Genomic DNA, 25,863 nt, shown 5'->3' with positions numbered 1-25,863 from the left:
GGCTTTTCGTGGCGGGACGGCCTGTCAAGGGTGGCCGAAGGCCATCGCGCAGCGACGCGACGAAGGAGCGCCCTTGACAGGCCGGCCCGACACGGAAGGACGATGAGACTGGCGGGAACCCCCCAACCCTCCCTGAGACCGCCCCGCCCACATCCCGCCCCCCCGGTCCCGCCCCGCTCTTCACATCGCCCCCACCCTTCACCCCGTAGGGTGGACCGGACACCAAAGGGACAAACAGCAACAAAAGACGCTCCACTGCAAGGACCCCCACCGTGACCGACCACCACCCCCACCCCCACCACCCCCACCACCCCCACCACCCCCAGCAGCTTCACAACGCCGCCCCCACCCCCCTCCCCCCGCCCCGGCGCGGGGCCGACTGGATGTTCGGTGGGGTGTACGGGACCGTGCTGGCCAGCGGGTTGCTGGCCGCGCTCGATCAGCAGGGCGGGGAGTACACCCCGCTCTACGACGCCAGCTGGGTCCTCGTCACCGCCGCCGCGGCCGGGCTCGCGCACGGGTACTCGCACCACATGGCCAGCCACCGGGACGGCTCGGCGGCGCACCGGTGGCGGTTGCTGGTGCGGGCGCTGCGGAACGAGTGGCCGATGATCGCGGCCACCCTGCCCACGGTGCTCCTGCTGGTCCTCGCCGGGATCGCGCACTGGGAGTCGTACGGGGTGACGGCCGTGGGGCTCGGGCTGAACACCGCGCTGCTCTTCGCCTGGGGCTCCCTGGTGGCGGTCCGGGTCGGCTACCGGCTCACGACGGCGCTGCTGATCGGTCTGGCCGACGGCACGATCGGCCTGGCCATCATCGTCGCCAACGCCCTCATCAAGTAGCGGCCGCCGCGTCGGGCGGCGGCCGGCTCCTCTCAGGCGACGGGCGCGGAGACCGCCGCCCCGGTCAGCTGTTCCTCGGCCTCCGCCAGGATCTCCGTCAGGCGGGCTCCGAACTCCGCCCCGCGCGGGTCCGGTACGCCCGTGCGGGCCGCGGTGAGGACGGCGTCCAGGGCGCGCCCGTACGCGCCGGGTACGTCGCTCCAGTCGGGCAGCCTGAAGACGCCCTCGGCCCCGCGCAGCTCCAGGCCCACCCCGGCCGCCGCGCGCGGTGCGCCCAGGCTGAGGACGGCCGTACTGGCGGCGCCGGAGGCGTGCCGCAGGGCGAGCTGCACCAGGTCGGACGGGCCCCGGGCGGCGGTGACGGCGGTGACGTCGCCGAGGATCGGGATCAGGACGGACAGGGCGTGCGGGCCGACGTCCCACAGTCCGCCCTTGGACTTGCGCCAGGGCGAGTCGGCGTAGGCGCTGGGCTCGCCGCCGGGCGGGAAGACCGCGCCGAGCCAGTGCGCGGAGGCGGTGAACCAGCCGCTGCGCCCGGCCTGTTCGAGGACCCACCCGGCGGTGGGTTGGGCGAAGCGGAGCGTCAGGAAGACGACGGAGGCGACCCCGTGCGCGGCGGCGGCGTCGGCCACGGCGCGGGCGTCCGCGGCGGTCGTGGCGACGGGCTTGTCGAGCAGCAGGTGGCAGCCGGCCGCCGCGGCGCGTACGGCGAGCGGGGCCTGGACGTCCGGCGGCAGGGCGAAGGCCACCACGTCGCAGTCCGCGAAGAGCGCGTCGGGGTCTTCGTACACCTTCACGCCGTGGGCGCCCGCCAGCTCGGCCGCCGCTTCGGGCCGGCGGCCCCATACGCCGGCGAAGTCGGAGCCGGTGTGGGCGGCGAGGGCGGGGGCGTGGGTGCGGCGGGCCCAGGGGCCGGTGCCCAGCAGGCCGACGCGGGGGCGACGCCGGCCGGAGGTCCGCTCGGAGCCCTCACCGGAAGAGTTCAAATCGTACGAAATGCTCACCTGCTCAGTCTGCCCCACCCGGACGGGTGCGCGACCGTCGACCCGCACAAGCCACCCGACCTGCGGTGTAAACCCCGGTAACAAGGGGTTCACATACGGGCAACGGGTGAGAAATCGCCGAGGGGGACCCTTCCAGCCAAGACGCAGCACCCGCAGAGTCAGGATGGATGGGCCCGTGAGCTACAAGGCTGAGTACATCTGGGTCGACGGCACCGAGCCGACGGCGAAGCTCCGCTCCAAGACGAGGATCCTGGCGGACGGCGCGGAGCCGCCGGTCTGGGGCTTCGACGGCTCCAGCACCAACCAGGCGGAGGGCCACGCCTCGGACCGCGTGCTCCAGCCCGTCTTCTCCTGCCCGGACCCGATCCGCGGCGGGGAGAACGTCCTGGTGCTGTGCGAGGTCCTGAACATCGACATGACCCCGCACGAGTCGAACATGCGCGCGCTGCTGCGTCCGGTCGCCGAGGAGTTCGCCGCGCAGGAGCCGGTCTTCGGCATCGAGCAGGAGTACACCTTCTTCGACGGCGCCCGCCCGCTCGGCTTCCCGGTGGGCGGCTTCCCGGCCGCCCAGGGCGGCTACTACTGCGGCGTCGGGGCGGACGAGATCTTCGGCCGCGCGATCGTCGAGAAGCACCTGGACCACTGCCTCGCCGCCGGGCTGGAGATCTCCGGCATCAACGCCGAGGTGATGCCCGGCCAGTGGGAGTTCCAGGTCGGACCGGTCGGACCGCTGGAGGTCTCCGACCAGCTGTGGATCGCGCGCTGGCTGCTGTACCGCACGGCCGAGGACTTCAACGTCTCGGCGACGCTCAACCCGAAGCCCGTCAAGGGCGACTGGAACGGCGCGGGGGCGCACACCAACTTCTCCACGAAGGCGATGCGCGAGGACTACCGCGCGATCATCTCCGCCTGTGAGGCGCTGGGCGAGGGCAGCAAGCCGCTGGACCACGTCAAGAACTACGGCGCCGGCATCGACGAGCGCCTGACGGGCCTGCACGAGACGGCCCCCTGGAACGAGTTCAGCTACGGGGTCTCGGACCGGGGCGCATCGGTCCGCATCCCGTGGCAGGTGGAGAAGGACGGCAGGGGCTACATCGAGGACCGCCGCCCGAACGCGAACGTGGACCCGTACGTGGTGACCCGCCTGATCGTGGACACGTGCTGCACCGGGCTGGAGCGGGACGGCCTGGTCTGACCCGGGCGCGCCGTGTTGCCGAGGCGATGTCCCGCCGGGCCGCCCGGGAGGAGGGCTGGAGCGGGGCCGGCATGGGCGTGGGACGGATCCGCCCACGATGCGATACGGGTGACCGGACTGGACTGGCGGAAGCGGCTTTCCTGTTGAAGGTTTGTCGGGATTGCCACGACCTGACGAAGACGTCACGACAGAATATGAGATTCCGATCCACGGAGTGAGACGCAGCCTGCCTCGGGCCCGTTGTTTCTGCTTCAATGGCGCCCATGGCCAGCCACTCGTACACCCCGACAGGTCGCAGCGACCTGGAGCCGTTCTGGCCGTCCCGTCAGGACCACGATTTCGACCGGGTGTGTCGCCGCGCCGAGAACGCGCCGGCCCTCTAAAGCCTTCCGGGACCTCTCACCAGACCCGCCCGGGGCCTTCGGTCTGCGCGGTACGCAACGACTACGTGCATCCGCACACGTGCCCATGCACACGTACGTCTTCTGCCGACCACTCCGCGTGAAAGAGCTGACCACTCATGGCGAACACCCGCTCCATCGCTTCTGCCGCCTCCGCTGCGACCTCCGCTCCCCCGCCCTTCCCGCCCGCCCGCCACCGGCTGCGGGCCGTGGAGCGGGACGAGGTGGCCCGGGTGGTGGACCTGCTCCCGCCCGGCGCCACCTGGCTGCCCGCGCCCCAGCACGCCGTTCCCGCGCTGCCGGGCCAGCCTCCGATGGTCGGCTACCTGGTCCTCGTACCGGCCGACCAGCAGCCGATCGCCTTCGCCCCGCAGTCCGTTCCCGTACCGGTGCGCGGAGCCGGACCGGGAGCCGGAGCCGCCGTGCCGGTCCAGCCTGCGGCCCCGTCCTCGACGACGACCGGAGACGCCCTCGTGCGGATCGACACCGCGCGGCGCACGGCGGAGGTCGACGGCGAGCCGATGGACCTCACCTACCTGGAGTTCGAGCTGCTCGCCCATCTGGTGGCCCACCCGCACCGGGTGCACAGCCGGGACCAGCTGGTGACGACGGTGTGGGGCTACGGCCACGTCGGCGACGGCCGGACGGTCGACGTCCACATCGCCCGCCTGCGCCGCAAGCTGGGCGCGGCGCACCGCGGCGCGATCCAGACCGTCCGCCGTGTGGGGTACAAGTACACGCCGTGACCAGGGCGGCGGCGGGCCCGGCCGCACCGGAGCGCGCCCGGGCCCGCCGTCGTCGCTACGCGGCCCCGGGCGCCCGCCTGCGGGCGACGAGGCCGAGGACCGCGTCCACCACGAGGAACGCCAGCAGGCTGATGCCCAGCAGCGGGACGAACCATCCGACCAGCGCGGTCACGCAGGCGAACGGCAGCAGCACGGTCACCGGCAGCCTGCGCCAGGCCCCGCGCGGCTGGGCGCGGCCGACCGAGAGGGTGCGCTCCTTGGTGGGCCGGCGCATCCACCACATCCGGTAGCCCCAGACGATCAGGAACATCACCGCGACGGCGAGCGCGGCCAGCGCGATCTGGTTGGCGATCCCGAAGGTCAGACCCATGTGCAGGTCGATCCCGAACCGGGTCAGCTTCGCGAGCAGCGGGTAGTCGGCGAAGCGGAGCTCGTCCATGATCCGGCCGTCGGCGGGGTCGACGGCGACCGCGTCCAGGTGCACCGGCAGGGTCTTGTCGGCCTCCTTGACCACGTAGCCCTTGCCCTTGGCGGGCAGGGTGACGCGCAGGCTCTCGGTGACCCCGGCGGCCCGGGCGGCGGCGACGGCCTTGTCGATGCCTATGTCGGTGGCGGGCATCGGCATGGACATCTCCGTGCCGTCGGGCATGACGTGCCCGGCGTGCTCGTCGCCGCCGTCGGCGGCTGCGGCGCCCGGCTTCAGCGCGGCGGCGACGGAGGGGGTGGCCCCGCCGAGCCGGTCCTGGAGCTGCCCGATGTTCTCACCGGCGTACTTCGACCAGGTCAGGCCGGTCGCGGAGAGGCCGACGAGGCCGACGGCGGCCCAGAGGCCGATGCTGCCGTGCCAGGAGAGGGTCTTGCGGCGGCCGGTGGCCTTCCGGTCGGGCACGACGAGCGCGGCCCTGCGGGTGCGGCGGCGTCCGATCCACAGGGCGAGGCCGCCCAGGGTCACCACCCAGAGCCAGCTGGCGGCGAGTTCGCTGTAGTTCCGGCCGAACTCCCCGAGCTGGAGGCTGGCGTGGAACTCGCTCAGCCAGGCCCTCAGGGGCAGCGCGTCACCGCTGGTGGTGAGCTGCCCGCGGACCTCGGCGGTGTAGGGGTCGACGAAGACGGTGCGGGTCTCGCCCTCCGCCAGGCCCGGGTCCTCCATGATCACCCGGGTGGTGGCGTCGGCCTCGGGCGCGGGCCACACGCCGACGACCTTGCCCTGGGGCTCGGCGGACTTCGCGGCCTTCACCTGGGTACCGAGGGGGACGGCGGCCTCGCCGACCCGGTCGACGGTCAGCTCGTGGGAGTAGAGGATCCGCTCGGCCTGCCAGGATCCGGCGTACAGCAGGCCGGTGGCGGCGGCGAGGAAGAGGACCGGGGCGACGAGCAGCCCGGCGTAGAAGTGCAGGCGCAGGAGCAGCGGCCGCAGGGCGGCCCAGCCGCCGGGGCGGCCGGCTCCGGTGTTCTCGGGCGCGGGTCCGGTGTCGGCGTCCCGCGCGGGGGCGTCCGTGAGGTCGTCAAGGGACATGTCGGTCCTAGGTTCGGCGAAACAGGGGGATCGGCCCCCGGTCCCGCCGCGCCCTCACCGAAGGAGGGTGCGCCGGTCAGACGGCGCGGGCGGGAAGCGGCCGGGGGGCCGTGGTGCGGGTGTTCCACCGGAGGGGCGGGCCGCGGCGCACGGCCGTGTGGGCGTGCACGGCTCCGCGCAGGCGGCGCGGCCGCTCGTACGAGGGGCGCTGCGCGGGCGGGCCCGGTACGGGGGCCGTCCGGGCGCGGAGCAGCGCGAGGACGCGGGCGAGCGGCCGGGCGGCCAGCAGGGCGGTGGCCCCGAGGACCCCGGCCAGCCGGAACACGGCGGCCTCGCCCCAGGCGAGCCAGACGGCGCAGAACAGGCCGGCGAGCAGGTGCGCGGCGACCATCCCGAGGCCGCCGTGCCCGGCCGCGCCGAGCAGATCGGCGAGGGCGCCGCCCATGCCGTCGGACATCGCGGACATCGAGCCCATGCCGTCGGCCATGCCCGAGACGTGGGCCGTGCCCGAATGGGCCATCCCCGCCGCCGAGCCCATCCCGTCCGCCATGCCCGAGACGTGGGCCGTGCCCGAGTGGGCCATCCCGGCCGCCGAGCCCATCCCGTCGACCATGCCCGAGACGTGGGCCGTGCCCGTGGCGGTGGCGTCGGCCATCGCGGCCGGGTCGTGCAGCCCCGCGGCGCGGGCCGTCCCGGCGGCGGCTCCGTCGGGGTGTGCCCCCGACGGGCCGGCGCCCATGGGCATGCCCGGCACCGGGTGGTGACCCGCCATCGGGGCGGAGCCGTGGCCCTGGCCGGCGGAGAAGGCGAGGTGCAGCCCCGCCTGTACCGCCAGCAGGGCCGCCGTGATGCCCAGCGGGCCGCAACGGCGGCCGGCGGCCGTCCAGGCGAGGGCGGCGGTCGCCGCGAAGGCCCCCAGGAGCAGGCCCGGGGGAATGTCGGCGCCCGACATGCGGGCGTGCCCCACGGCGGCCAGCGCCACGCACACCGCCGCGAACATCGCGGCGCGCGGGGCGCGCATCGGCACGCGGGGGCGGGGTTCGGACATGTCCCGGTCATGCTCTCACGGGGCCCGGCGCCGTGCGCTCCAGGGCCGTATCCGATCATGGACGGGTGAATCGACTGCTGCGGTCATGGTCCTCGCTCCCCCTGGGCCCGCTGGGCGCGCTCTACACCGGCGGGGTCCAGCTCGGGGCCCACGCGCTGGGGCGGCTGGCCCCGGCCGACCGGGAGCGGATGCTGCGCGACTGCTCGACCAACGTCGACAACCTCGACGGCGGCCGCTGGGAGACCCTGCTCAGCAGCGCGCTCGTCGTCGAGGAGCCGATGCCGCTGCCGTACGCCCTGCTGCTGGTCGCGGTGCTCGGCTACGCGGAGTACACGTACGGGGCCTGGTGGACGGCCGCGGTCTTCCTCTTCGGGCACGCCTCGGCGACGCTCCTCGTCTACGGGGTGCTGCGCCGCACGGCCGACCGTGAGACCCGCCGGGCCCTGGACGTCGGCACGAGCTACGGGTTCAACGCCGTCCTCGGCGCGCTGACCGCGGCCCTGCCGCGCGGGGCCGTGCGCACGACGGTCCGGGCCGGGCTGCTGGCGCTCGCGGTGCGGCCGGTGCTGCGGCGTGAGCGGACCTTCACCGACGCCGGGCACCTCGTGGCGCTGGGTCTCGGGATCGGGGTCTCGGTCGCCGTCGATTGTCTTTCCGGATCAAACCATCGGAAAATCGCTCATATCTGAGCATGGGTGCGACAGCGGCCGCCACCGCGTCGCGACCCCGTACGACCCGCACCACCGCTTGACACGCGTCACCTCACCCCGCCGGGCCGGGCCGTCCCGCCCCGCGCGCAGAAAGCTGGAGCCGCCACGATGACCGCCACGCCCTCCACCACCGTCGCCAACCTCCGCGACCTCGGTGGCACCCCGCTCGCCGGCGGCCGCACCGTCCGCCCGGGCCTCGTCCTGCGCTCGGGCGCCCTCGACCGGCTCGACCTCGACGCCGACCCGGCGGTGGCCGCGCTGGGCCTGCGCACCGTCATCGACCTGCGCAGCGACGCCGAGCGCGCCGACCACCCGGACCTGATACCGGCCGGCGTCCGCCTGCTGGTGCGCGACGTCCTGGCGGACAAGATCAGCGACGGCCGGATGCCCGCCGCCTCGCAGCTCAAGGACCTCCTGGCCGACCCTGCGGTGGCCGAGGAGCACCTGGGCGGGGGCAGGGCGCAGGTCCTGTTCGGCTCGGTCTACCGGTCCTTCGTCGCCACCGGCTCGGCGCACGCCGCGTACCGCACGCTGCTGACCGAGGCCGCCGACGCGCAGGCGGGACCGCTGCTGTTCCACTGCACGGCCGGCAAGGACCGTACGGGCTGGGGCGCGACGGTGCTCCTGTCGCTGCTCGGGGCCGACGACGACACCCTGATGGCCGAGTACCTGGCGGTGAACCCGGCGGTGAAGGCGGCCTTCGCCCCGATGATCGAGGGCTTCACCGCTGCCGGCGGGGACCCGGACATCGCGCTGGCGCTGATCGGGGTGTTCCCCGCGTACCTGGAGGCCGGCCTGGACGAGGTCCGGGTCCGCTACGGGTCGATGGAGAAGTACGTCCGCGAGGGCCTGGGCGTCCCGGACGAGACGGTCGCCGCCCTGCGCGCCCGGCTCGTCGCCTGACCGGCCGGAGCGGCCGGCCCCGCCCGGAGGGGCCCGTAGCCTGACCGGCCGAACCGGCCCGACGTCACGCCCGGAGCGCCCGATTCGTCCGAACGTGTGCGCTGGTGCGGGTGACCATCCCACCATTCGCTCGTTCTGCTGAACGTGACTGCGCCGGATACCGCCACCCGCCCCCTGCCCCCCGACGTCGAGCAGGCCGAGGCCGCCATCGTCGAGCACTACCCGCGGCTGGTGCGGCTCGCCTACCTGGTGCTGCCGCCCGCCCTCGGCCGCAACCGGCGGGTGCTCACCGCCCACTCGCTGACCCAGCGCGCCCTGCCGCGCGGGCGGCGGGCCGCCGACGCCGGGGCGGTGCAGGGCGGGGTGCCGGCGCAGCGGGGCGGGCTGGGCGGGCCCGACTCCGGGTACGCGTACGTGCGGCTGCGCGTGCTGCGCTCCGCCCTGGAGGCGGGGGTGCCGCTGACCTTCAGGGCGCTTCCGCTGCGCGGGCAGCTGCCGGCGCCGCTGCCGCAGGTGTGGGGGCTGCGGCTGTTCCCCCGGGCGGGCGGGGCCGAGGAGCTGGCCCTGGACCAGTGGCTGGCCACGCTGAACGGCCCCGGCCGGGCGGCGTGCGTGCTGCGGGCGCTGGAGGGACTGGCGGAGCCGGACGTGCTGCGGGTGCTCGCCGAGGCCGGGGTGGCCGACCCGGCGGCGGCGGTCGCGGAGTCCGGGGACCCGGCGCACGACGCCCTGTTCGCCTCCCCCGAGTTCGACCCGTGCGTACTCCAGGCCCGGCCCACCGACCTGCTGCGCCGCCGCCGCCTCGTGCGGGCTGCCGTGGCCGGGGCGGCCGCCCTCGTGGTGTGCGGGGCGCTGCTGGCGATCCCGGGCGGCGGCTGGGGCGCGGACGGGCCCGCCGCCCCGCCGTACGCGCGCAACGCGGTGGCGGAGCAGGCCCTGGACCCCGGGCAGCTGGTGCGGGTCGCGCCGGCGGTGTGGCGCACGTCCTCCCGTACGGACTACTCCGCCTGGCCGGCGCGCGGCGACCGGGCCGGGGACACCGAGCTGCTGCGGCGGGCGCTGGCCGTGTGGGCCCGCCCCGGTGCGTCGGTGGTGGTCTCGGCCACCCCCGGCACCCCGTCGGGGCCGCCCATGGGTCCGCCCCAGCTGCTGTTCGCGGGCACCGTCGACCAGGCGGTGGTGGTGCTGCTGTACGACGGGCTGCGCGTGGTGCGGTACGCCGAGCCGCGCAACGGGACGGCTGGCGCGGCCCTGGACTTCGCGCGGACCGACGGGGCGACGGCGGACACCGCGACCGCGCTGGTGCTCAGCCGGGTCGACGGCAACGTCCGCTATCTGACGGCCCCCTGGGTGACCGCGGCCGCCGTGCGCGACCTGCTGAAGCCCGGTGACGAGCCGTCCGCGCTCAAGCTCACCCCGGACGGGCTCACCCCGCCGGTCCTGGGTCCCGCGGCGAACGGCGAGTGCACCGGCTGGAACGCGCTGGCCCTGACCGGCGACGGGGCCACCCGGCTGGTCACCGACCTGGGCGAGCTGACCCCGGCCCGCCTGACCTCGGGCGCGCCGGGTGCCGCACGGGACGTGACGGAGGCGGCGGAGCTCGGCGAGTGGTCGAAGACCGCGTGCCTGCTGCCGTCGGTGCGCTCGCACGGGGTGCGTTCCGTCAACGCGTGGACCTACGCGAAGCAGCCGCTGCCGGAGGGCGACGGGGCGGCGACCTGGCTGTGCAGCCGGGCGGAGACCTGGCAGGGGACGGCGGACCGGGTGCAGGTCCAGTTCCTGGCGCCCGGGGCCGCGCTGGCGGCGCAGGCGGCCAAGGCGGAGGGGTCCCCGGCGTGCGGGCCGCGGGAGCCGCGGGTGCTGGCCGGGGTGCTGTGGAAGTCCCGGGCGGGGCAGTGGTACGTCCTGGCGTCGGGGAGCGCGCAGTTCGCCTCCGTGACGGCGACGGGCGGCGGGGTGAACGGCAGCGCGAACGGCAACCGGCTGGCCGTGAAGGCGCCGGAGGGCGCCCAGGTGGACCTGTCGGGGAAGCTGACCGACGGGAGCAGGGCGGGGGCGCTCCGCTAGGTTCCGTGCCGACCGCGGGCGGCGGGTGCGCCCTTGGGGGATTCGGCCGTGCCGGGGGGTTTTCCTCGGCCGTACCCCTCAGTACATTGACGCCATGTCTAATACGCCGCTCGCGCCCGCCCCCGTGGCGTCGGAACACATAGACCTCCAGGCGCGGAACGTCTCCTTCTCCTGGGACGACACCCCGCTGCACTGGCTGCCCGGCGAACCCTTCGCCGGGCACACCATCAACGTGCTGCACCTGCTGCTGCCCGCCGGTGAGCGCTGGTTCGTGCACGTCTACAAGCAGGTGCTCCCGTACGTCACGGACGAGCGGCTGCGGGCGGACGTCCTCGGGTTCATCGGGCAGGAGGCCATGCACGCCGCCGCCCACGACGACGTGCTGCCCCACCTCAAGCGCCTCGGCCTGGACCCGACCCCGTACACCGCGCAGGTCGACTGGCTCTTCGAGAAGCTCCTCGGCGACCGCACCCTGCCACCCGGCCGGGCCCGCAGGTGGTGGCTGATGGAACGGGTCGCGATGATCGCGGCGATCGAGCACTACACCGCCTTCCTCGGCGACTGGGTGCTCAACGCGCAGGAGCTGGACCGGCGCGGCGCCGACCCGATGATGCTGGACCTGCTGCGCTGGCACGGCGCCGAGGAGGTCGAGCACCGCTCCGTGGCCTTCGACCTGTTCATGCACGTGGACGGCAACTACCGCCGCCGGGCCCGGACCTGGGCCACCGCCTTCACCGCCCTGGTCTTCCTCTGGCAGCGCGGCGCCCGCTTCTTCATGGAGAACGACCCGCTGCGGCCCGGCGCCAAGGCCTCCCTCGGCCAGTTCGTCCGGGCGGGGCGCAGGGGGGTCCTGCCCTCGGCGGGGGCGATGGCCCGGTCGATCCCCACCTACCTCTCGCGCACCTACCACCCCTCCCAGGAGGGTTCCACCGCCCAGGCGGTGGCCTACCTGGCCTCCTCCCCCGGCGCCAACGGCGGGGTGCGGCCGTGAGGCGGGCCCTGGCCGTGACGGCGGTGGCGGGGGCCGCCGCACTGACCCGGCGGGCGCTGCGCCGGCGCATCGGCCGCTCCCCCCTGTGGCCGCTCCCCGCCCTGGAGACACCGGTGTCGGGCCACTCCCCGCGCCGCTGGCTGCGCACCCTGGTCGTCTCGCGCACGGAGCCGGCCGAGGGGGTGCTGCGGCTGGTGCTGGAGTCCGACGAGCTGCCCGCCTGGACCCCGGGCGCCCACGTCGACGTACGGCTGCCGTCGGGGCTGGTGCGCCAGTACTCGCTGTGCGGGGACCCGGCCGACTCCGGCCGCTACACGATCGCGGTCCGGCTGGTCGAGGACGGGCGCGGGGGCTCCCGCGAGGCGCACGCCCGGCTGGTGGAGGGCGCCGAAGCGGAGGTGCGGGCACCGCGCAACCGGTTCGCGCTGCTGCCCGCCCCCGCCTACGCCTTCGTCGCCGGCGGCATCGGGATCACCCCGGTCCTGCCCATGCTCCGCGCCGCGACGGCGGCGGGCGCCGACTGGACGCTCCTGTACGGGGGCCGCTCGCGCGCCTCGATGCCGTTCCTGTCCGAACTCGCCGCCTACGGGGACCGGGTGACGGTCGTCGCACAGGACGAGGCGGGCCTGCCCGACCTGGCCCCGCTGGCCGGGCTCCGGCCGGGCACCCTGGTCTACTGCTGCGGCCCGGACCCGCTGATGCGGGCGGTGCGGGAGGCGGCCCCCGACCCGTCGGCGGTGCACCTGGAGCGGTTCGGCGCGGCGGCCGCCGGGCCCGCGCGGGCCTTCACCGTCGCACTCGCCCGCTCGGGCCGTGCGGTGGAGGTCGCGGCCGACGAGTCGGCCCTGAGCGCGGTGCGCAGGGTCCTGCCCGACACCCCCTACTCCTGCGAGCAGGGCTTCTGCGGGACCTGCCGGCACCGGGTCCTGGCGGGCGGGGTCGACCACCGCGACGACCTCCTGACGGACGAGGAGCGCGCGGACTCGATGCTGCTGTGCGTCTCCCGCGCCGCCTCGGACCGGATCACGCTGGACCTGTAGCCGCCGACCGCCCCGCCCCGTCGCTCCGTTCGGCCCGGACGGGCCTGCGAAGTAGGGTGTCGGCATGACGACCGGGGTGCGGCGCAGGATGGGTGTCGAGGAGCGGCGGCAGCAGCTGATCGGGGTTGCCCTGGAGCTGTTCAGCCACCGCTCCCCCGACGACGTGTCGATCGACGAGATCGCGGCGGCGGCCGGGATATCCCGGCCGCTGGTCTACCACTACTTCCCGGGCAAGCTGAGCCTGTACGAGGCCGCGCTGCGGCGGGCCGCGGACGAGCTGGCCGAGCGGTTCGTCGAGCCGCAGGACGGTCCGCTCGGGGCCCGGCTGCTGCGGGTGATGGGCCGCTACTTCGCCTTCGTCGACGAACACGGGCCCGGTTTCTCGGCGTTGCTGCGCGGCGGTCCGCCCGCGGGCAGCAGCCGGGCCAACGCGATGATCGACGAGGTGCGGCAGGCGGCGTACGAGCAGATCCTGCTGCACATCGGCGTCCAGCACCCCCCGGCCCGCCTGGAGCTCGTGGTGCGGTCCTGGGTGTCGCTGGCCGAGTCGACGGCGCTGCTGTGGCTGGACGGGCGGCGGATCCCCCGGGCCGAGCTGGAGCTCCAGCTGGTGCACGACTTCGCGGCGCTGGCCGCCGTGAGCGCGGCGTACGACGCGGAGATGGCGGGGATCCTCGTACGGATCCTGGCGGGCGAGCCGGCCGACGGGCCGTTCGGTGAGCTGGTCGGGCGGCTGGCGGCCCTGGTGCCGGGGCCGCGCGAGGGCGGGTGAGCGCTGCGCGCCGGCTTCCGGGGGCGGGTGGGACCGGGCCGCGCGGCTGGCGATAATGCCCGCGTGATCATTGACGACGGGATCGTGTTCCGGGCGGCCGAGGAGAAGGACGCCGGAATCCTGGTGAAGCTGTACGACCAGGCCGCCCGGTGGATGCGCAAGCAGGGCATCGACCAGTGGAAGCCGGGCGAGAAGGACGCCGCGCACTTCCGCGCGAAGATGCGCGACGGGGAGGTGTGGCTGGCCGCGGACCCCGACGGCCAGGTGGTCGGGGCGTACGAACTGTGGTGGTCCGACGAGGAGGCCTGGGGGGTCCAGCCGCCGGTCGCGGGCTATGTGCACCGGCTGATGGTGGACCGGGAGACGGCCGCTCCGGGTACGGGGCTGCGGATCCTCGAACACGCCGAGCGGCGGATCGCCCGGACCGGGCGGGAGCGGGCGCGGCTGGACTGCGTGTCCACGAACCCGCGGCTGCTGGCGTACTACCAGGGCGCGGGCTACCGGGTGGTCGGCGAGTTCCCGTCGAAGCAGGGCCAGGACGGCCGGGTGTACGGGGTGATCCTGCTGGAGCGGCGCCTCGACGTCTGAGGCGCGGGCGGCACGGCACGGGCGGCACGGCACGGCCGCGGGGCGCAACCCCGCCGCGCCCGCCATGCCGGGGCGGCTCTCGGCCGTCCGCGCGGGGACCGGTTGCCCGGGTTCCCGGCCCGACGGTACTGATGGTCGCGACCAGTCGGTACCAGGAGGGGAACACCATGAGGATTTCCACGAGCAGGTCCGCGAGCGTCGTCTTGGGGCTGGCGCTGGCGGGCGTTCTGGGGGCCGCGGGCACGGCCGGGGCCCAGGCGCGGCCGTCGGCGCCGGCCGGGGGCGGTGCGGTGGCCGAGGCGCCGGCCTCGGTGGTCGCGGACGTACAGGCGGCGGCCGCCCGCCGGCACGCGCTCGCGCCCGCCGCGCGGGTGGTCTGCTACGCCGCCCACGTGCAGGACATCGGCTGGCAGCCGGCGGTGTGCGACGGCGCCGTGGCCGGCACCACCGGGCAGTCCCGCCGGATGGAGGCCCTGACCGTCGCGACCAGCGGGACGGGCGGGATCTGTGCCGACGCCCACCTGGCCGACATCGGCTGGCAGGGCTGGCGGTGCGCGGGCGACGGCACGGCGGTGACGGTCGGCACCACCGGCCAGTCCCGGCGGATGGAGGCGCTGGGCCTCCAGGTCGGCAACGGCAGCGTGGCGGCGCAGGCGCACGTGGCCGATCTGGGCTGGCTGAACGCGCTGAACGGGAATCCGGTGTACGTGGGCACCACCGGTCAGTCCCGGCGGATGGAAGCCGTCCGCGTCCGGGTCTGAGCCGGGACGGCCTGACGGGGTGGTGCCGGACCGCGGCCGGCACCACCCCGTCTGCGGGCGGGTGCGTCAGGACCGCTTGAACACCGCGACCGTGCGCGCCGGGGTGGTGAACTCCCCCGTCGCCCGGTCGTAGGCCGACGCCTTGACCGCCGGGTCGGAGCCGCCCGCCTGGAGCGGGTGCAGGGCGTAGCCGGTGCCGGCGAGGGCGGGAACGCGCTGGGCCTGGGCGGTGGGGGTGGCGTTGAAGACCACCACCAGGTCGCCGAGGGCCATGGTGAGGACGCCGGGCGTCTCGTCCCGGCCGGAGAGCGGGAAGGACAGGCGTTCCTGGACCGCCTGGGCGGTGGTGAGGGCGAAGGCGGGTTCGGCCGTACGGATCCGCAGGAGGTCGCGGTAGGCGGCCGAGGCGCCGGTGATCTCCGCGCAGCCGGGGACCGGGCCGTTCAGCAGGGGCTTGGCGTAGGGCCACTTGGCGCGGTTGTCGGCGGCCGGCGGCAGGCCCCGGCCGAAGCCGTTGCCGTCGCGGCAGTCCCAGTGCAGGGCGTTGAACCAGTCGCCGCTGTCGAAGGAGTTGCGGTCCAGGGACTTCGAGCGGAGCAGGTCGCTGCCCGCCTGGGAGAGGGCGGGGCCCTGGGAGAGGGCGGCCGTGGCCATGGCGAGGACCTGCATGCGGGCCCGGTCGGCGGTGGGGGTGCCGGCGGGGAGCTTGTAGGCCAGGGCGTCGTACAGGGACTCGTTGTCGTGGGCGTCCGCGTAGGCGAGGGCGTCGCCGGGGGCGGCCGCGTAGCCGGCGGGGGCGCCGTTGTAGTCGAGCTCGGAGCCCTTGGTGCGGCGGCCGGTGGAGTCGGTGAAGGCGTACGGTGCCAGGTTGCCGGTCAGGCCGACCTTGAGCAGGTCCTGGTCGTGCAGCAGGCGGGCGCGCTGCTCGGCCGGGGTGCCGTTGGCCGGGGAGCCGTTGGGGTCGGTGAACAGGCCGGTGGCGAAGCCCTGGACGCGCGGGTCCTCGTCGAAGGGGCCGCCGCCGCGCACGGCGTCGCGGGCGCGGTCGGAGAAGGTGGCGATGCCGGTGCCGGCCATGTTCTTCTGCGTGGCCTGGACGAAGCGGGCGTCGTCGGCGACCTCTCCGAAGTTCCAGCCCTCCCCGTAGAGGACGATCTTCTTCCCGTCGACCCCGTCCTTGGCGGGGGTCAGCTCGTCGAGGGCCTTGCGGACGGCGAGGATGTTGGCCTTCGGGTGGTGGCCCATGAGGTCGAAGCGGAAGCCGTCGACCTTGTACTGCCTGGCCCAGGTGACGACCGAGTCCACGACGAGGCGGCCCATCATCGCGTTCTCGGGGGCCGTGTTGGAGCAGCAGGTGGAGGTGGCGACGCTGCCGTCGGCGAGGAGGCGCTGGTAGTAGCCGGGGACGACGCGGTCCAGGACGGACTGGTCGGCCTGCCCGGAGGCGACGGTGTGGTTGTAGACCACGTCCATCACGGTGCGCAGCCCGGCGCCGTTCAGCGACTGGACCATCCTGCGGAACTCGACCGTGCGGGCGGTGCCGTTGGGGTCGCTGGCGTAGGAGCCCTCGGGGACGGTGTAGTGCAGCGGGTCGTAGCCCCAGTTGAAGCCGTCCTTGGCGGCGGTGGCCGCCACGCAGGCCTGCTGCGCTTCGGAGTCGGGGGCGTGGGCCTTCAGGTCGCAGGCGGGTGCGGTGCGGTCCTTCGGGTCCTCCGGGACGCTGCCGAAGTCGAAGGCGGGCAGGAGGTGGACGTAGGAGGTGCCGGCGGCCGCGAGTTCGCGCAGGTGGCGCATGCCGGCGGAGTCGGTGTCGGTGAAGGCCAGGTACTGGCCGGGGTGCCTGCTGGTGGGGTCCGCGACGGAGAAGTCGCGGATGTGGAGTTCCTGGATCTGGGCGCTGGTGAAGGGGACGGGGGCGGGCTTGCGCAGGTCCTTCCAGCCGGGCGGGGCGAGTTTCGGGTCGGCCAGGTCGACGGCCAGGCTGTACGCGGAGTCGGTGGTCAGGGCGGTGGAGTAGGGGTCGGTGACCAGGTTGCGGACGATCTGGCGGGTGCTGGGCGCCCAGACGGTGACGGCGTAGCGGTAGGGCTTGCCGGCCCAGGAGCGCTCTCCGCGCACCGACCAGACCCCGGTGGTGTCGTCGCGGTGCATGGCGACGGTGCGGCCGTCGAGTTCGAGCTCGACCCGGCGGGCGGTGGGGGCCCAGACGGAGAGGGTGGGGCGGCCGTCCTTGAAGACGGGGCCGAGGGGGGTGCTCTTGGCGTGGTCGGCGTACAGGTCGTCCAGGACGCCGGCGAGCTGGACGCCGGTGGCGGCGAGGACGGCCCCGTTGGCCGCACGGGCGCTCGCGACGAGCTGGCCGCGCAGGGCTTCGCGGACCCGGTCGCGGTCGCGGGGGTCGACGGTGAAGGCCGTGTACGGGGCCAGGTGCGGGAACTTCTGCTTCTGGGCGGCGGTGAGCTCGGAGCGGGTCAGCCGCAGCCACGCGGCGCCCGCTGCGTGGAGGACGCCGTTGTCGGCGGTGATCCCGCCGTCGCGGGAGGCGAGGAGCTGGACGGAGGCGGCGGTCGCCGGGGCGTTCCAGGCGAGGGTGTCGCGGTCGATCCAGACGGCCTGGGCCTTGGTGAGGTCGAGGGCGGCGCCGGATCCGGCGGGCTGCGGCAGGAGGTACTTGTCGCGGCCGCCGAGCATCCACACCTCGTGGCCGGTCGCCTTGAGGTCGAGGGACTGGTCGGCGGGGAGGTCCTTCTCGTCGCCCTTGTGGAGGATGTAGCTCAGGCTGCTCGCGCCGGGGGCGAGGGGGACCTCGTAGACGGCTCCGTAGGAGTCGGTGCGGGTGGGGAGCAGGGGCTTGGACCAGTCGGTGGGGGTGGCGGCCCCGGCCCACACGTGCAGGCCCCAGCCGTCGTAGGCGCCGTCGGGGCGCTGGTAGTGGAGGACGGCCTTGGCCTGGTCCTGCGGCGGGTAGGCGGGTCGGTCGGTGCGGGCGGGCTCCTTGCCCTGCTCCAGCCAGACCTCGCCGGCGCGGGTGAGGTCGAGGGTGCGGTCGGCGGGGACGTCCTTGGTGCCGTCCTTGTCGATGACGAGGTAGCCGAGGGTGGTGGCGCCGGGCTTCAGGCGGACGTACGCGAAGGCGCCGTAGGCGTCGCGGCCGGTGAAGGGGTGCCCCTGCGGCCAGGGAGTCGCTTCGCCGTCGGCGAGGTCGCCCCAGGCGTAGAGGCGCCAGTCGGCGTAGTTCCCGTCGGGGCGGTTGTAGTGGACGACGGCGTAGTCCCGCTGGGTGGCGGTGGGCGGTGTGGGCGGCGGGGTCTGCCCGGCGGTGGTCCCGGCGAGGGCGGAGGCGGTGCGGCCGGTGGAGTCGACGGCGACGGCCTTGTAGCGCAGGGCGGTGCCGGCCGGGGTGGCGGCGTCGACGGTCTGGGTGACCTTGTAGGGGGCGTGGTCGGCGGAGCCGAGGACCTTCCACGGGCCGGTGCCGGTCTGGGCGGCGAAGACGACCCGGTTGAGCGAGCCTCCCGAGGGGGCGGCGGACAGCTCGACGGTGCCGGTGGCGCCGGGGGCGGGGGGCGTGAGGGTGAGGGAGGGGGCGGTGGCGGGGGCGGGCAGGGGGGTGGTGGCCTGCAGGACGGTGGTGGCGAGGGCGGGGACGGTGACCGTGAGCTTGCCGGCCGGGGAGGCGGTGGTCAGGCCGGTGGACCAGAGGGAGCCGGGGGTGGTGGGGGCGCCGTGGAGGATGCGGTACCGGGCGTCGGCGGGGGCGTCGAGCTGGACGGTCTTCGGCTCGGTGCCGTTGTTGGCGGCGACCAGGTACTCGGTGCGGGTCTTGGGGTCGGTGCGGGCGAAGGCGTAGACGCCTCCGTCGGAGAGGCGCTCGCTCTGGATGCCGTCGCGCAGGGCCGGGTGGTCCTTCACCAGCTTCGAGAGGGCGCTGATCTGCCGGTAGAGAGGGTGCTCCGTGTCGTAGGCATCGCTCGCGGCGGTCCGGGTGGTGCCCAGTTCGTCGTCGTCGAGGTAGTCGGCGATCCGGGTCGCGAAGAGGGGCTGGCGGGCGTCCTTGTCGCCGCCGGAGCCGGTGAAGCCCTGCTCGTCGCCGGAGTAGACGACCGGGTTGCCCCGGGAGAGGAACATCAGCTCGTTGGCGAGCCGGTAGCGGTCCAGCAGCTCGGGCTCGCCGGCGCCGGGCCGGTCCTGCTTCAGGAAGGAGCCGAAGCGGCCCATGTCGTGGTTGCCGAGGAAGGTCACCTGCTCGTAGGCGTTGGCCTTGTCGGTGGTGTAGCGGTAGTCGTCGCCGAGGACGGAGGCGAGGCGTCCGGCGGGCGCGCCCTGGGAGGCGTAGGCGCGGATCGCGTCCTGGAGCGGGAAGTCGAGGGTGGCGTCGAGCCGGCCGCGGGTCACGTACGGGGAGGTGACGGCGGTGTCGGCGGAGTAGACCTCGCCGAACATGAAGAAGTCCTTGCGGCCGTGACGGGCCGCGTACTGGTCGAGGGCGGTGGCCCACTGGGTCCAGAAGTCCATGTTCACGTGCTTGACGGTGTCGATGCGGAAGCCGTCGACGCCGAAGTCCCGGACCCACTTCTCGTAGATCTTCTCCATGCCGCGGACGACCTCGGGGCGCTCGGTCCAGAGGTCGTCGAGGCCGGAGAAGTCGCCCTGCTCCGCGGACTCCCCGGCGAAGGTGGAGTCGCCCCGGTTGTGGTACATCGCGGGGTCGTTGAGCCAGGCCGGGGACTTGGCGTCCTTCTTCGCGGCGGGGACGGAGGGGGTGCGGGGGAAGGTGCGGGCGGCGTCGACGGCGGGGAACTTCTTCTTCCCGTCGGCGTAGTCCGCGTCGTCGAAGGGGACTCCGTCCTTCGTGAGGTACGGGAAGGCGCCCTGGGAGAGGTAGTCGTGGGACCCCTCCTTGTAGTCGACGACGTCGGCGGTGTGGTTGGTGATGACGTCGAAGAAGACCTTCATCCCCTTGCCGTGCGCCTTGTCGATGAGGCGGGCCAGGTCGGCGTTGGTGCCGAAGTGCGGGTCGACCTGGGTGAAGTCGGTGATCCAGTACCCGTGGTAGCCGGCCGAGGCGTTCGCCCCCTCCCCCTGCACGGGCTGGTTCTTGAAGATCGGCGCCAGCCAGATGGCGGTGGTGCCGAGCCCCTTGATGTAGTCGAGCCGGTCGGTGATGCCCTTGAGGTCACCGCCCTGGTAGAAGCCCTTGTCCGTCGGGTCCAGGCCGGTCTGCAGCCGGGTGCCGGTGAGTCCGCCGGTGTCGTTGCGCGGGTCGCCGTTCGCGAAGCGGTCCGGGAGCACGAAGTAGAACTGCTCGCGGGTCAGGTCGTGCCGGGCGGGCACGGCGGCGAGCTTCGCGTCGGAGGGCGGGGCCGGTGGCGCGGCCGCGGCCGCGGGCAGGGCCGGCAGGAGCGCCGCGGCCAGGGCGGCGGCGGCGAGTCCCGCTGCGGGGCGTGTCAAGGGGTCTCTCCTCGGGAGGTGAGGGCCGCCCGGCGCGGCAGGGTCAGGGGTGCCGGGCGGCCCTGGTCGGGGGGCGCGGGTCAGTTGCGCCAGGTGTCGGTCAGGGTGACCCTGCCGTTGGCCGGGACGGTGGCGGAGCGGTTGGCGCCGCTCTCCCAGGTGACGTTCCCGGAGCCGTCCTTGCGGACGTACTTGTAGGAGAAGGCGGTCCCGGCGGGGAGGGAGGCGTCGAGCTTCCAGACCGGGTAGGAGGCCGGGTCGAGCCTGAGGGCGGCGCCCGGGTTCCAGTTGCCGAGCTCGGGGCGGTCGCCGGTGACGTAGACGTCCTGGCCGGGGACGGTGGTGGCGTTGACGGCGAAGGAGGCGCCGGTGGCCGCGGACGGCGTACCGGTGCAGGTGCGGGCGCCGGTGTGCAGGGCGAGGGCGGTCTGGGGGGCGAGCGTGGCGGTGAACCGGCCGCTGGAGTCGACGCTCACGGCGCGCCCGCTCTGGACGTCGCAGTAGGTCCCGGCGGGCAGGGAGGTCTGGAAGGTGCGGGTCAGCGGCGCGCCCTCGTGGTTGAGGGCCGCGTACGCCTTGGTCCCGCGTCCGAAGGCGATCTGGTTGCCGCCGTTGTCCCACCAGTCGGTGACGCCCTGGCCGCGGGAGGTGTTGCGGAAGGCGACCATGGAGGAGATCTCCGGCCAGGCGTGCTGGCACTTCCACCCGTCGGTGTAACAGGCGTTGACCGTGCCCCCGTTGGGCGGCCCGGCGTCCTTGTCGGTCCACTCGTAGCCGGAGTGGACGTCCGGGGATCCGTAGGGCCAGGCCAGCATGAAGACGCTGGCGAGGGTGTAGTCCGCGCCGTTCTTGTAGGTGAGGGTGTCGCCGACGCGCTCGGTGTCGTGGTTGTCGACGAAGACGCCCGCCTTGGCGGCGGCCATGTACCCCCAGGCCTCGCCGAAGTTCTTGAGGTAGGCGAGCTTCTCCCCCTGGAACACCCGCTTCAGGTCCCGGGCGTAGCGGAACTCCTGCACGTCGCCGTTGCCGAGGTACTCGGTGGGCGATACGGCCTCGCCGGCCCCGTAGATCGCCTCCTGCTTCCAGTAGGCGGAGGGGTTGCTCAGCCGGGACTTGATGTCGGCGAGGTCCGCGGCGGGCATGTGCTTGGCGGCGTCGATCCGGAACCCGTCGACGCCGAGGGAGAGGAGGTCGTTGAGGTAGCCGGCGATCCGGCCGCGCACGTACTCCTCGCCGGTGTCGAGGTCGGCGAGCTGGACGAGCTCGCAGTTCTGGACGTTGGCGCGGTCCTGGTAGTCGGAGATGGTCGCCCGGCAGTCGTCCATGTCGGCGCCGGAGTAGGTGCCGGGGTAGTCGTACTTCGTGTAGGGGGACCCGCCGGTGCCGACGCCGTCACCCGCGGCCATGTGGTTGATGACGGAGTCGGCGACGACCTTGACCCCGGCGGCGTGGCAGGTGTCGACCATCCGCTTGAAGGCGGTCCGGTCGCCGAGCCGGCCGGCGATCTTGTAGCTGACGGGCTGGTACGAGGTCCACCACTGGGGTCCCTGGATGTGCTCCTGCGGCGGCGAGACCTGGACGTACCCGTACCCGGCGGGGCCGAGGGAGTCGGTGCAGGCCTTGGCGACGGAGTCGAACCGCCACTCGAAGAGCACGGCGGTGACGTCCTTCTCGCCGGGCGGGGCCGCGGAGGCGGGCGCGGCCTGGGCCGTCAGGGTGGCGGCGAACGCGACGCCGGCCGCCAGGACGGCTCTTCCGGCGCGCGCGGATACGGATCGAGCCATGTGGGGGGCCTCCTGGCGGGAAGGTGTGGGGGGTTGCACGCGACCGTAGGGGGCGCCCAGGAGTGTTGCAAGAGCTTGCGCAAGAGATTGCAGAATTGTTTCCGGCGCAAGCGCACAGGTTTCCGGCGTAGCCGGACAAGCCGCGGCAACCTCCGCCGCGCAGTGCCGTTTTTGCAGGTGAACTCCACGGTCCAGGCGGCCCAGTCGGCGGCCCGCCCCCGCTCCGGGGACGGCGGCCGCGACTACACCTCGTGGTGTGATCGAGCACCTGATGGCGCGCGGCCTGCCCGCGCTCGCCCTGACCGCCCTGCCCCTCCTCGCCACGGCCCCGGCCCACGGCGCCAGCCCGGGTACGCCGGCGGCCGCTCTCCCTGCGGCCGCCCTGCACCGCCGGGTCTTCCCCGAACCCCCGCCCGCCGACGCCGTCCGCGCCGAACTGGACCGGCTCACCGTCGAGTCCCCGCACTCGATGGCGGGCTACAGCCGGGCCATGTTCCCGCACTGGGCGAGGCAGTTCGCGGAGTGCGACACCCGCGAGGTCGTCCTCTCCCGCGACGGGCAGGGCGTGACCCAGGACTCCGCCTGCCGCGCCGTCGCCGGGACCTGGTACAGCGAGTACGACGACAAGACCGTCGACTCGGCCTCGAAGGTCGACATCGACCACATGGTCCCGCTGGCCAACGGCTGGCGCTCCGGCGCCGACACCTGGGACACCGCCAAGCGCAAGGCGTTCGCGAACGACCTGGACCACTCCCAGCTGATCGCGGTCTCCGCCGCCTCCAACCGCTCCAAGGGCGACCAGGCCCCCGACCAGTGGGCCCCGCCCAACACCTTCTACTGGTGCACCTACTCCCGGGCCTGGACGCACATCAAGAGCCTCTACGGGCTGAGCGTCACGGCGACCGAACGGGCCAAGCTCATCGAGATGCTGAACACCTGCGACTGACCCGGACCCCTGACGCGCAAAAGGGCGGGGGGTGCGGCGATCCGCACCCCCCGCCCGTACCTCAGGGCCCGCTACTTGACGTTGACGGCCTTCCAGGCGGCCGCCACCTGCTGGTACTCCACGCCCGTCGAGCCGTACAGGTCGGCCGTCGCCTTCAGGGTCGCCGTACGGGCGCCGGCGTAGTCGGTGGTCGACGTCATGTACGTGGACAGGGCCTTGTACCAGATCTTGTAGGCCTTGGTCCGGCCGATGCCCGTGACGGTGGAGCCGTCGTACGTCGGCGAGTTGTACGCCACACCGTTCACCGTCTTCGCGCCGCTCCCCTCGGAGAGCAGGTAGAAGAAGTGGTTGGCCACGCCCGACGAGTTGTGGACGTCGAGCCGGCCCACCGTCTTGGACCAGTAGTCGGCGGAGGCGCCGTCCTTGCTGGGCTTGTCCATGTAGCGCAGCGGGCTGCCGTCGCCCCGGATGTCGATCTTCTCGCCGATCAGGTAGTCGCCCGGGTCGGAGGCGTTGTTGGCGAAGAACTCCACCGAGGTGCCGAAGATGTCGCTGGTCGCCTCGTTGAGGCCGCCGGACTCGCGGCTGTAGTTCAGCTTGGCCGTGGCGGCGGTCAGGCCGTGGCTCATTTCGTGGCCCGCCACGTCCAGCGCGGTCAGCGGCTTCTGGTTGTTCTGGCCGTCGCCGTAGGTCATGCAGAAGCAGCTGTCGTCCCAGAAGGCGTTGACGTAGGCGTTGCCGTAGTGCACGCGGGAATAGGCGGCCCTGCCGTCGCCGGCGATGCCGTTGCGGCCGAACTCCGTCTTGTAGAAGTCCCAGGTCACGGCCGCGCCGTAGTGGGCGTCGACGGCGGCGGTCTGGCGGTTCGACGGGGTGCCGTCGCCCCACTTGTCGTCCGCGTCGGTGAACAGGGTGCCCGTACCGGAGGTGCCGCCGTTCAGGTCGTAGGTCTTGTGGCCGCCGCGCGCCGTGTCGGTCAGGCTGAAAGCCGATCCGCTGGGCGCGGTGCCGAGGGTGACGGAGCCGGAGTACTCGCTGGTGCCGATGCCGGTGTCGATGGCCTCGTAGGAGTACAGCTCGGCGCCGGTGGCGGCGTCGGTGATGACGTGCCGCTCGCTGGGCGTGCCGTCGGCCTGCTTGCCGGTGACGACGGCCTCGTAGGCGAAGACCGGCTTGCCGGTCGCGGCCCACACGACCTGGCGGGCCCCGGCGGGGGCGGCCCGCAGGGCGGAACGGGCGGCGGCGGGGGCTATCTTCGCCTCGACCGCCTTGTCGGTCTTGCGGCTGCCGTCCTTCTTCTGGTGGACGACCAGGTCGCCGCCGAGGACGGGCAGGCCGGCGTAGGTGCGCTCGTAGCGGGTGTGGACGGTGCCGTCCGCGTCCTTGACCACGTCACGGGCCACGAGGCGCTCGTCGTCCGCCAGACCGATGGCCCGCGCGGTGTCGGCGGAAGCGTTCTGGGCCTCGCCGATCGCCTGGGCGCGCGCCCCGGCCGACAGCGTGAGGGCGGTGGCACCGGCCTCCCGCTCGGCGGCCGCGCTGGCGGAACCGGCCTGGACGGAGAGGGCGACCATGGCTGCGGAGGCGACGATCGCGGCGGCGCGCAGCGTCCGGGTGCGGGGGGTGGGGGAAGAGGACATGGGGGAGGTCACTCCTTGGTAGCCGTGGGGGACTGGCTGAGAGAGTGCCAGGAGATTGGCCGAAGTGACAGGTACGCAACAAGGATTTGACCTGCCGTTGTTCGTTGAGCGACGCACAAGCACCGCTCAACGAACGAAAACGCCCCATTCCGCTTGCTTCATCGGACAGTTGGGTGCCGCCGTCTCGCGGCCGGAAGGGGTGTGCCGCACCCGGATAGTGTTTCCGGTGTCGAGTCAGAACGGAGCAACAGCATGCACGCTCTCCCGCACGACCACACCGGCGCACGCATCAAGCGCCTCCGCCTGCAGCACGGCCTGACGCAGAAGGCCCTCTCCGACCTCTCCCAAGTCCCTTACTCCACCCTCACGAAGGCGGAGCAGGGCGTGAAGCCGGCATCGCCGTACGTCATCGCTCAGGTGGCCCGCGCACTCCGTGTCGACGTAGCCACGGTCCTCGGCCAGCCGTACGCCGCCGAACTCCGCGAGGACCAACTGGACGTCCTCGTCCAGCCGATCCGCGAAGCCCTGGACGTCTACGACCTCGGCGCCGACCCCGAGATCACCCCGCGCCCCCATCAACTCCTCGCCGAAGACGCCGAATCGCTCCTGATCGCCGTCCGAGCCGGAGAGATCAAGCAGGCGGCCGCCGCCGTTCCCGGCCTCATCCTGGAGGCCACCACCTCCGCGCACGCGGCACCCGGGCACGAACGCTGGCTCCTGTTGGCCAGCACCTACCGAACCGCATACGACATCACCACCAAACTGGGCTACGGCGACCTGGCCACCATCGCCCTGGCCCGCATGGACTGGGCCGCCGAACGCGCCTCCAGCGCCCCCCTCGGCGGCATCTACCGGTACATGCGCGCCCTCACCTACCTCCGCGACGGCCAGTACCGCACCGGCCAGCGCCTCACCGCCCTCGGCCTGGGCCTTCTGGAGCAGGCCGACCCGGGCCGGGAGCGCGAGGTCGTGACCGGCCAGCTGCACCTCGGCGCATCGGTCATGGCCGGCCGCTCGAAGGACAGGACGACCGCCGAGCTCCACCTGTCCGAGGCCGAACGGATCGCCGCGCGCACCGGTGAAGCACCCACCGTGCACTACCTGTCCTTCGGCCCCACCAACGTCAAGGTCCACCGGGTGAGCGTCCTGGCCGAGCTGGACGAGTACGGAGACGCCGCACGGACCGGACGCGGCGTCGAGATCCCTCAGGACTGGCCCCGGTCGAGAAAGGCCCACCACCACGCGGAGCTCGCGCGAGCGCACCTGTGGACCGGCGACCTGGACGCGTCGTTCGACCATCTGCTCCGCGCCCGGAAGGCCGCCCCACAGCAGGCTCGCTACCACCAGACGGTGCGGGACACCTACACCGGCCTGGAGGCCGCTCGCCGCCAGCTGCCCGACAATTTCCTCTCCTACGGCACCTGGCTGGGCGTGTAGCAGCACCCCGTAAGGCCTTGG

The 25,863-nt window shown here is 73.8% G+C and carries 19 protein-coding genes; 13 read left to right on the top strand and 6 right to left on the bottom strand.

What is annotated here, in order from left to right; genetic code table 11:
* Positions 1 to 272 precede the first annotated feature (272 nt).
* Positions 273 to 842, top strand: coding sequence for a hypothetical protein (locus ACIRBY_RS09825; protein WP_403898608.1), 570 nt, complete (start codon positions 273 to 275; stop codon positions 840 to 842).
* Between the two features lie 32 nt (positions 843 to 874).
* Here ACIRBY_RS09825 and ACIRBY_RS09820 read toward each other — a convergent pair whose 3' ends face one another.
* Positions 875 to 1,840 carry a Gfo/Idh/MocA family protein gene (locus ACIRBY_RS09820; protein WP_403899559.1) on the bottom strand — a complete coding sequence of 322 codons (966 nt, stop codon included), beginning with the start codon at positions 1,838 to 1,840 and terminating at the stop codon, positions 875 to 877.
* 181 nt (positions 1,841 to 2,021) lie between these two features.
* On the opposite strand from ACIRBY_RS09820, the gene glnII reads away from it, so the two are divergent.
* Together glnII and ACIRBY_RS09810 are read left to right on the top strand one after the other, a co-directional pair.
* The gene (glnII, locus tag ACIRBY_RS09815) at positions 2,022 to 3,041 is read left to right on the top strand and encodes a glutamine synthetase (protein ID WP_403898605.1); all 1,020 of its coding nucleotides are present in this window, start codon (positions 2,022 to 2,024) and stop codon (positions 3,039 to 3,041) included.
* A gap of 520 nt (positions 3,042 to 3,561) precedes the next feature.
* Complete coding sequence (locus ACIRBY_RS09810) at positions 3,562 to 4,188, top strand: winged helix-turn-helix domain-containing protein (protein WP_403898603.1); 627 nt, start codon at positions 3,562 to 3,564, stop codon at positions 4,186 to 4,188.
* 55 nt (positions 4,189 to 4,243) lie between these two features.
* On the opposite strand, the gene ACIRBY_RS09805 is transcribed toward ACIRBY_RS09810, so the two are convergent.
* Both ACIRBY_RS09805 and ACIRBY_RS09800 read right to left on the bottom strand, forming a co-directional pair.
* A complete protein-coding gene (locus ACIRBY_RS09805) occupies positions 4,244 to 5,704 on the bottom strand; it encodes a PepSY-associated TM helix domain-containing protein (RefSeq protein WP_403898600.1) in 1,461 nt (486 codons plus the stop codon).
* 76 nt (positions 5,705 to 5,780) lie between these two features.
* Positions 5,781 to 6,752 (bottom strand): hypothetical protein, encoded by a 972-nt coding sequence (locus tag ACIRBY_RS09800; RefSeq protein ID WP_403898598.1) that lies wholly within the window; start codon positions 6,750 to 6,752, stop codon positions 5,781 to 5,783.
* A 65-nt stretch (positions 6,753 to 6,817) separates the two neighbouring features.
* Between ACIRBY_RS09800 and ACIRBY_RS09795 the strand changes: the two genes are divergently transcribed.
* The 8 genes from ACIRBY_RS09795 (at position 6,818) to ACIRBY_RS09760 (ending at position 14,584) form a co-directional block, all read left to right on the top strand.
* Positions 6,818 to 7,441: a rhomboid-like protein gene (locus tag ACIRBY_RS09795; RefSeq protein ID WP_403898596.1), complete on the top strand. Its 624-nt coding sequence runs from the start codon at positions 6,818 to 6,820 to the stop codon at positions 7,439 to 7,441.
* Between the two features lie 129 nt (positions 7,442 to 7,570).
* Positions 7,571 to 8,365: a tyrosine-protein phosphatase gene (locus ACIRBY_RS09790; protein WP_403898593.1), complete on the top strand. Its 795-nt coding sequence runs from the start codon at positions 7,571 to 7,573 to the stop codon at positions 8,363 to 8,365.
* Between the two features lie 144 nt (positions 8,366 to 8,509).
* Positions 8,510 to 10,432: a hypothetical protein gene (locus ACIRBY_RS09785; RefSeq protein ID WP_403898590.1), complete on the top strand. Its 1,923-nt coding sequence runs from the start codon at positions 8,510 to 8,512 to the stop codon at positions 10,430 to 10,432.
* 94 nt (positions 10,433 to 10,526) lie between these two features.
* Positions 10,527 to 11,423 (top strand): metal-dependent hydrolase, encoded by an 897-nt coding sequence (locus ACIRBY_RS09780; protein ID WP_403898587.1) that lies wholly within the window; start codon positions 10,527 to 10,529, stop codon positions 11,421 to 11,423.
* The gene (locus ACIRBY_RS09775; RefSeq protein ID WP_403898584.1) at positions 11,420 to 12,463 is read left to right on the top strand and encodes a PDR/VanB family oxidoreductase; all 1,044 of its coding nucleotides are present in this window, start codon (positions 11,420 to 11,422) and stop codon (positions 12,461 to 12,463) included. The genes ACIRBY_RS09780 and ACIRBY_RS09775 overlap by 4 nt, the downstream gene beginning before the upstream one ends.
* Before the next feature lie 64 nt (positions 12,464 to 12,527).
* The gene (locus ACIRBY_RS09770; protein WP_403898581.1) at positions 12,528 to 13,235 is read left to right on the top strand and encodes a TetR/AcrR family transcriptional regulator; all 708 of its coding nucleotides are present in this window, start codon (positions 12,528 to 12,530) and stop codon (positions 13,233 to 13,235) included.
* A 63-nt stretch (positions 13,236 to 13,298) separates the two neighbouring features.
* Positions 13,299 to 13,823 carry a GNAT family N-acetyltransferase gene (locus tag ACIRBY_RS09765; protein ID WP_403898578.1) on the top strand — a complete coding sequence of 175 codons (525 nt, stop codon included), beginning with the start codon at positions 13,299 to 13,301 and terminating at the stop codon, positions 13,821 to 13,823.
* Between the two features lie 167 nt (positions 13,824 to 13,990).
* A complete protein-coding gene (locus ACIRBY_RS09760) occupies positions 13,991 to 14,584 on the top strand; it encodes a hypothetical protein (RefSeq protein WP_403898575.1) in 594 nt (197 codons plus the stop codon).
* Between the two features lie 66 nt (positions 14,585 to 14,650).
* Here ACIRBY_RS09760 and pulA read toward each other — a convergent pair whose 3' ends face one another.
* Positions 14,651 to 20,035: a pullulanase-type alpha-1,6-glucosidase gene (gene pulA / locus ACIRBY_RS09755; protein WP_403898572.1), complete on the bottom strand. Its 5,385-nt coding sequence runs from the start codon at positions 20,033 to 20,035 to the stop codon at positions 14,651 to 14,653.
* Between the two features lie 80 nt (positions 20,036 to 20,115).
* The gene (locus ACIRBY_RS09750) at positions 20,116 to 21,819 is read right to left on the bottom strand and encodes a carbohydrate-binding module family 20 domain-containing protein (RefSeq protein ID WP_403898569.1); all 1,704 of its coding nucleotides are present in this window, start codon (positions 21,817 to 21,819) and stop codon (positions 20,116 to 20,118) included.
* Between the two features lie 256 nt (positions 21,820 to 22,075).
* On the opposite strand from ACIRBY_RS09750, the gene ACIRBY_RS09745 reads away from it, so the two are divergent.
* Positions 22,076 to 22,765, top strand: coding sequence for an HNH endonuclease family protein (locus tag ACIRBY_RS09745; protein ID WP_403898566.1), 690 nt, complete (start codon positions 22,076 to 22,078; stop codon positions 22,763 to 22,765).
* Positions 22,766 to 22,836: 71 nt separating this feature from the next.
* Here the strand turns inward: ACIRBY_RS09745 and ACIRBY_RS09740 are convergent, their stop codons facing one another.
* Positions 22,837 to 24,405 (bottom strand): M4 family metallopeptidase, encoded by a 1,569-nt coding sequence (locus tag ACIRBY_RS09740; protein WP_403898563.1) that lies wholly within the window; start codon positions 24,403 to 24,405, stop codon positions 22,837 to 22,839.
* A 252-nt stretch (positions 24,406 to 24,657) separates the two neighbouring features.
* Here ACIRBY_RS09740 and ACIRBY_RS09735 point away from each other — a divergent pair, with 252 nt between their 5' ends.
* Positions 24,658 to 25,842: a helix-turn-helix domain-containing protein gene (locus tag ACIRBY_RS09735; protein ID WP_403898561.1), complete on the top strand. Its 1,185-nt coding sequence runs from the start codon at positions 24,658 to 24,660 to the stop codon at positions 25,840 to 25,842.
* The last annotated feature ends 21 nt before the right edge of the window (positions 25,843 to 25,863 follow it).

Origin of the sequence: Streptomyces sp. NPDC096136 (assembly GCF_044763325.1) — a bacterium.
Lineage (GTDB): Bacteria > Actinomycetota > Actinomycetes > Streptomycetales > Streptomycetaceae > Streptomyces.
Note: the sequence above shows the minus strand (reverse complement) of the source record. Positions and strands in the feature narration are given on the sequence as shown.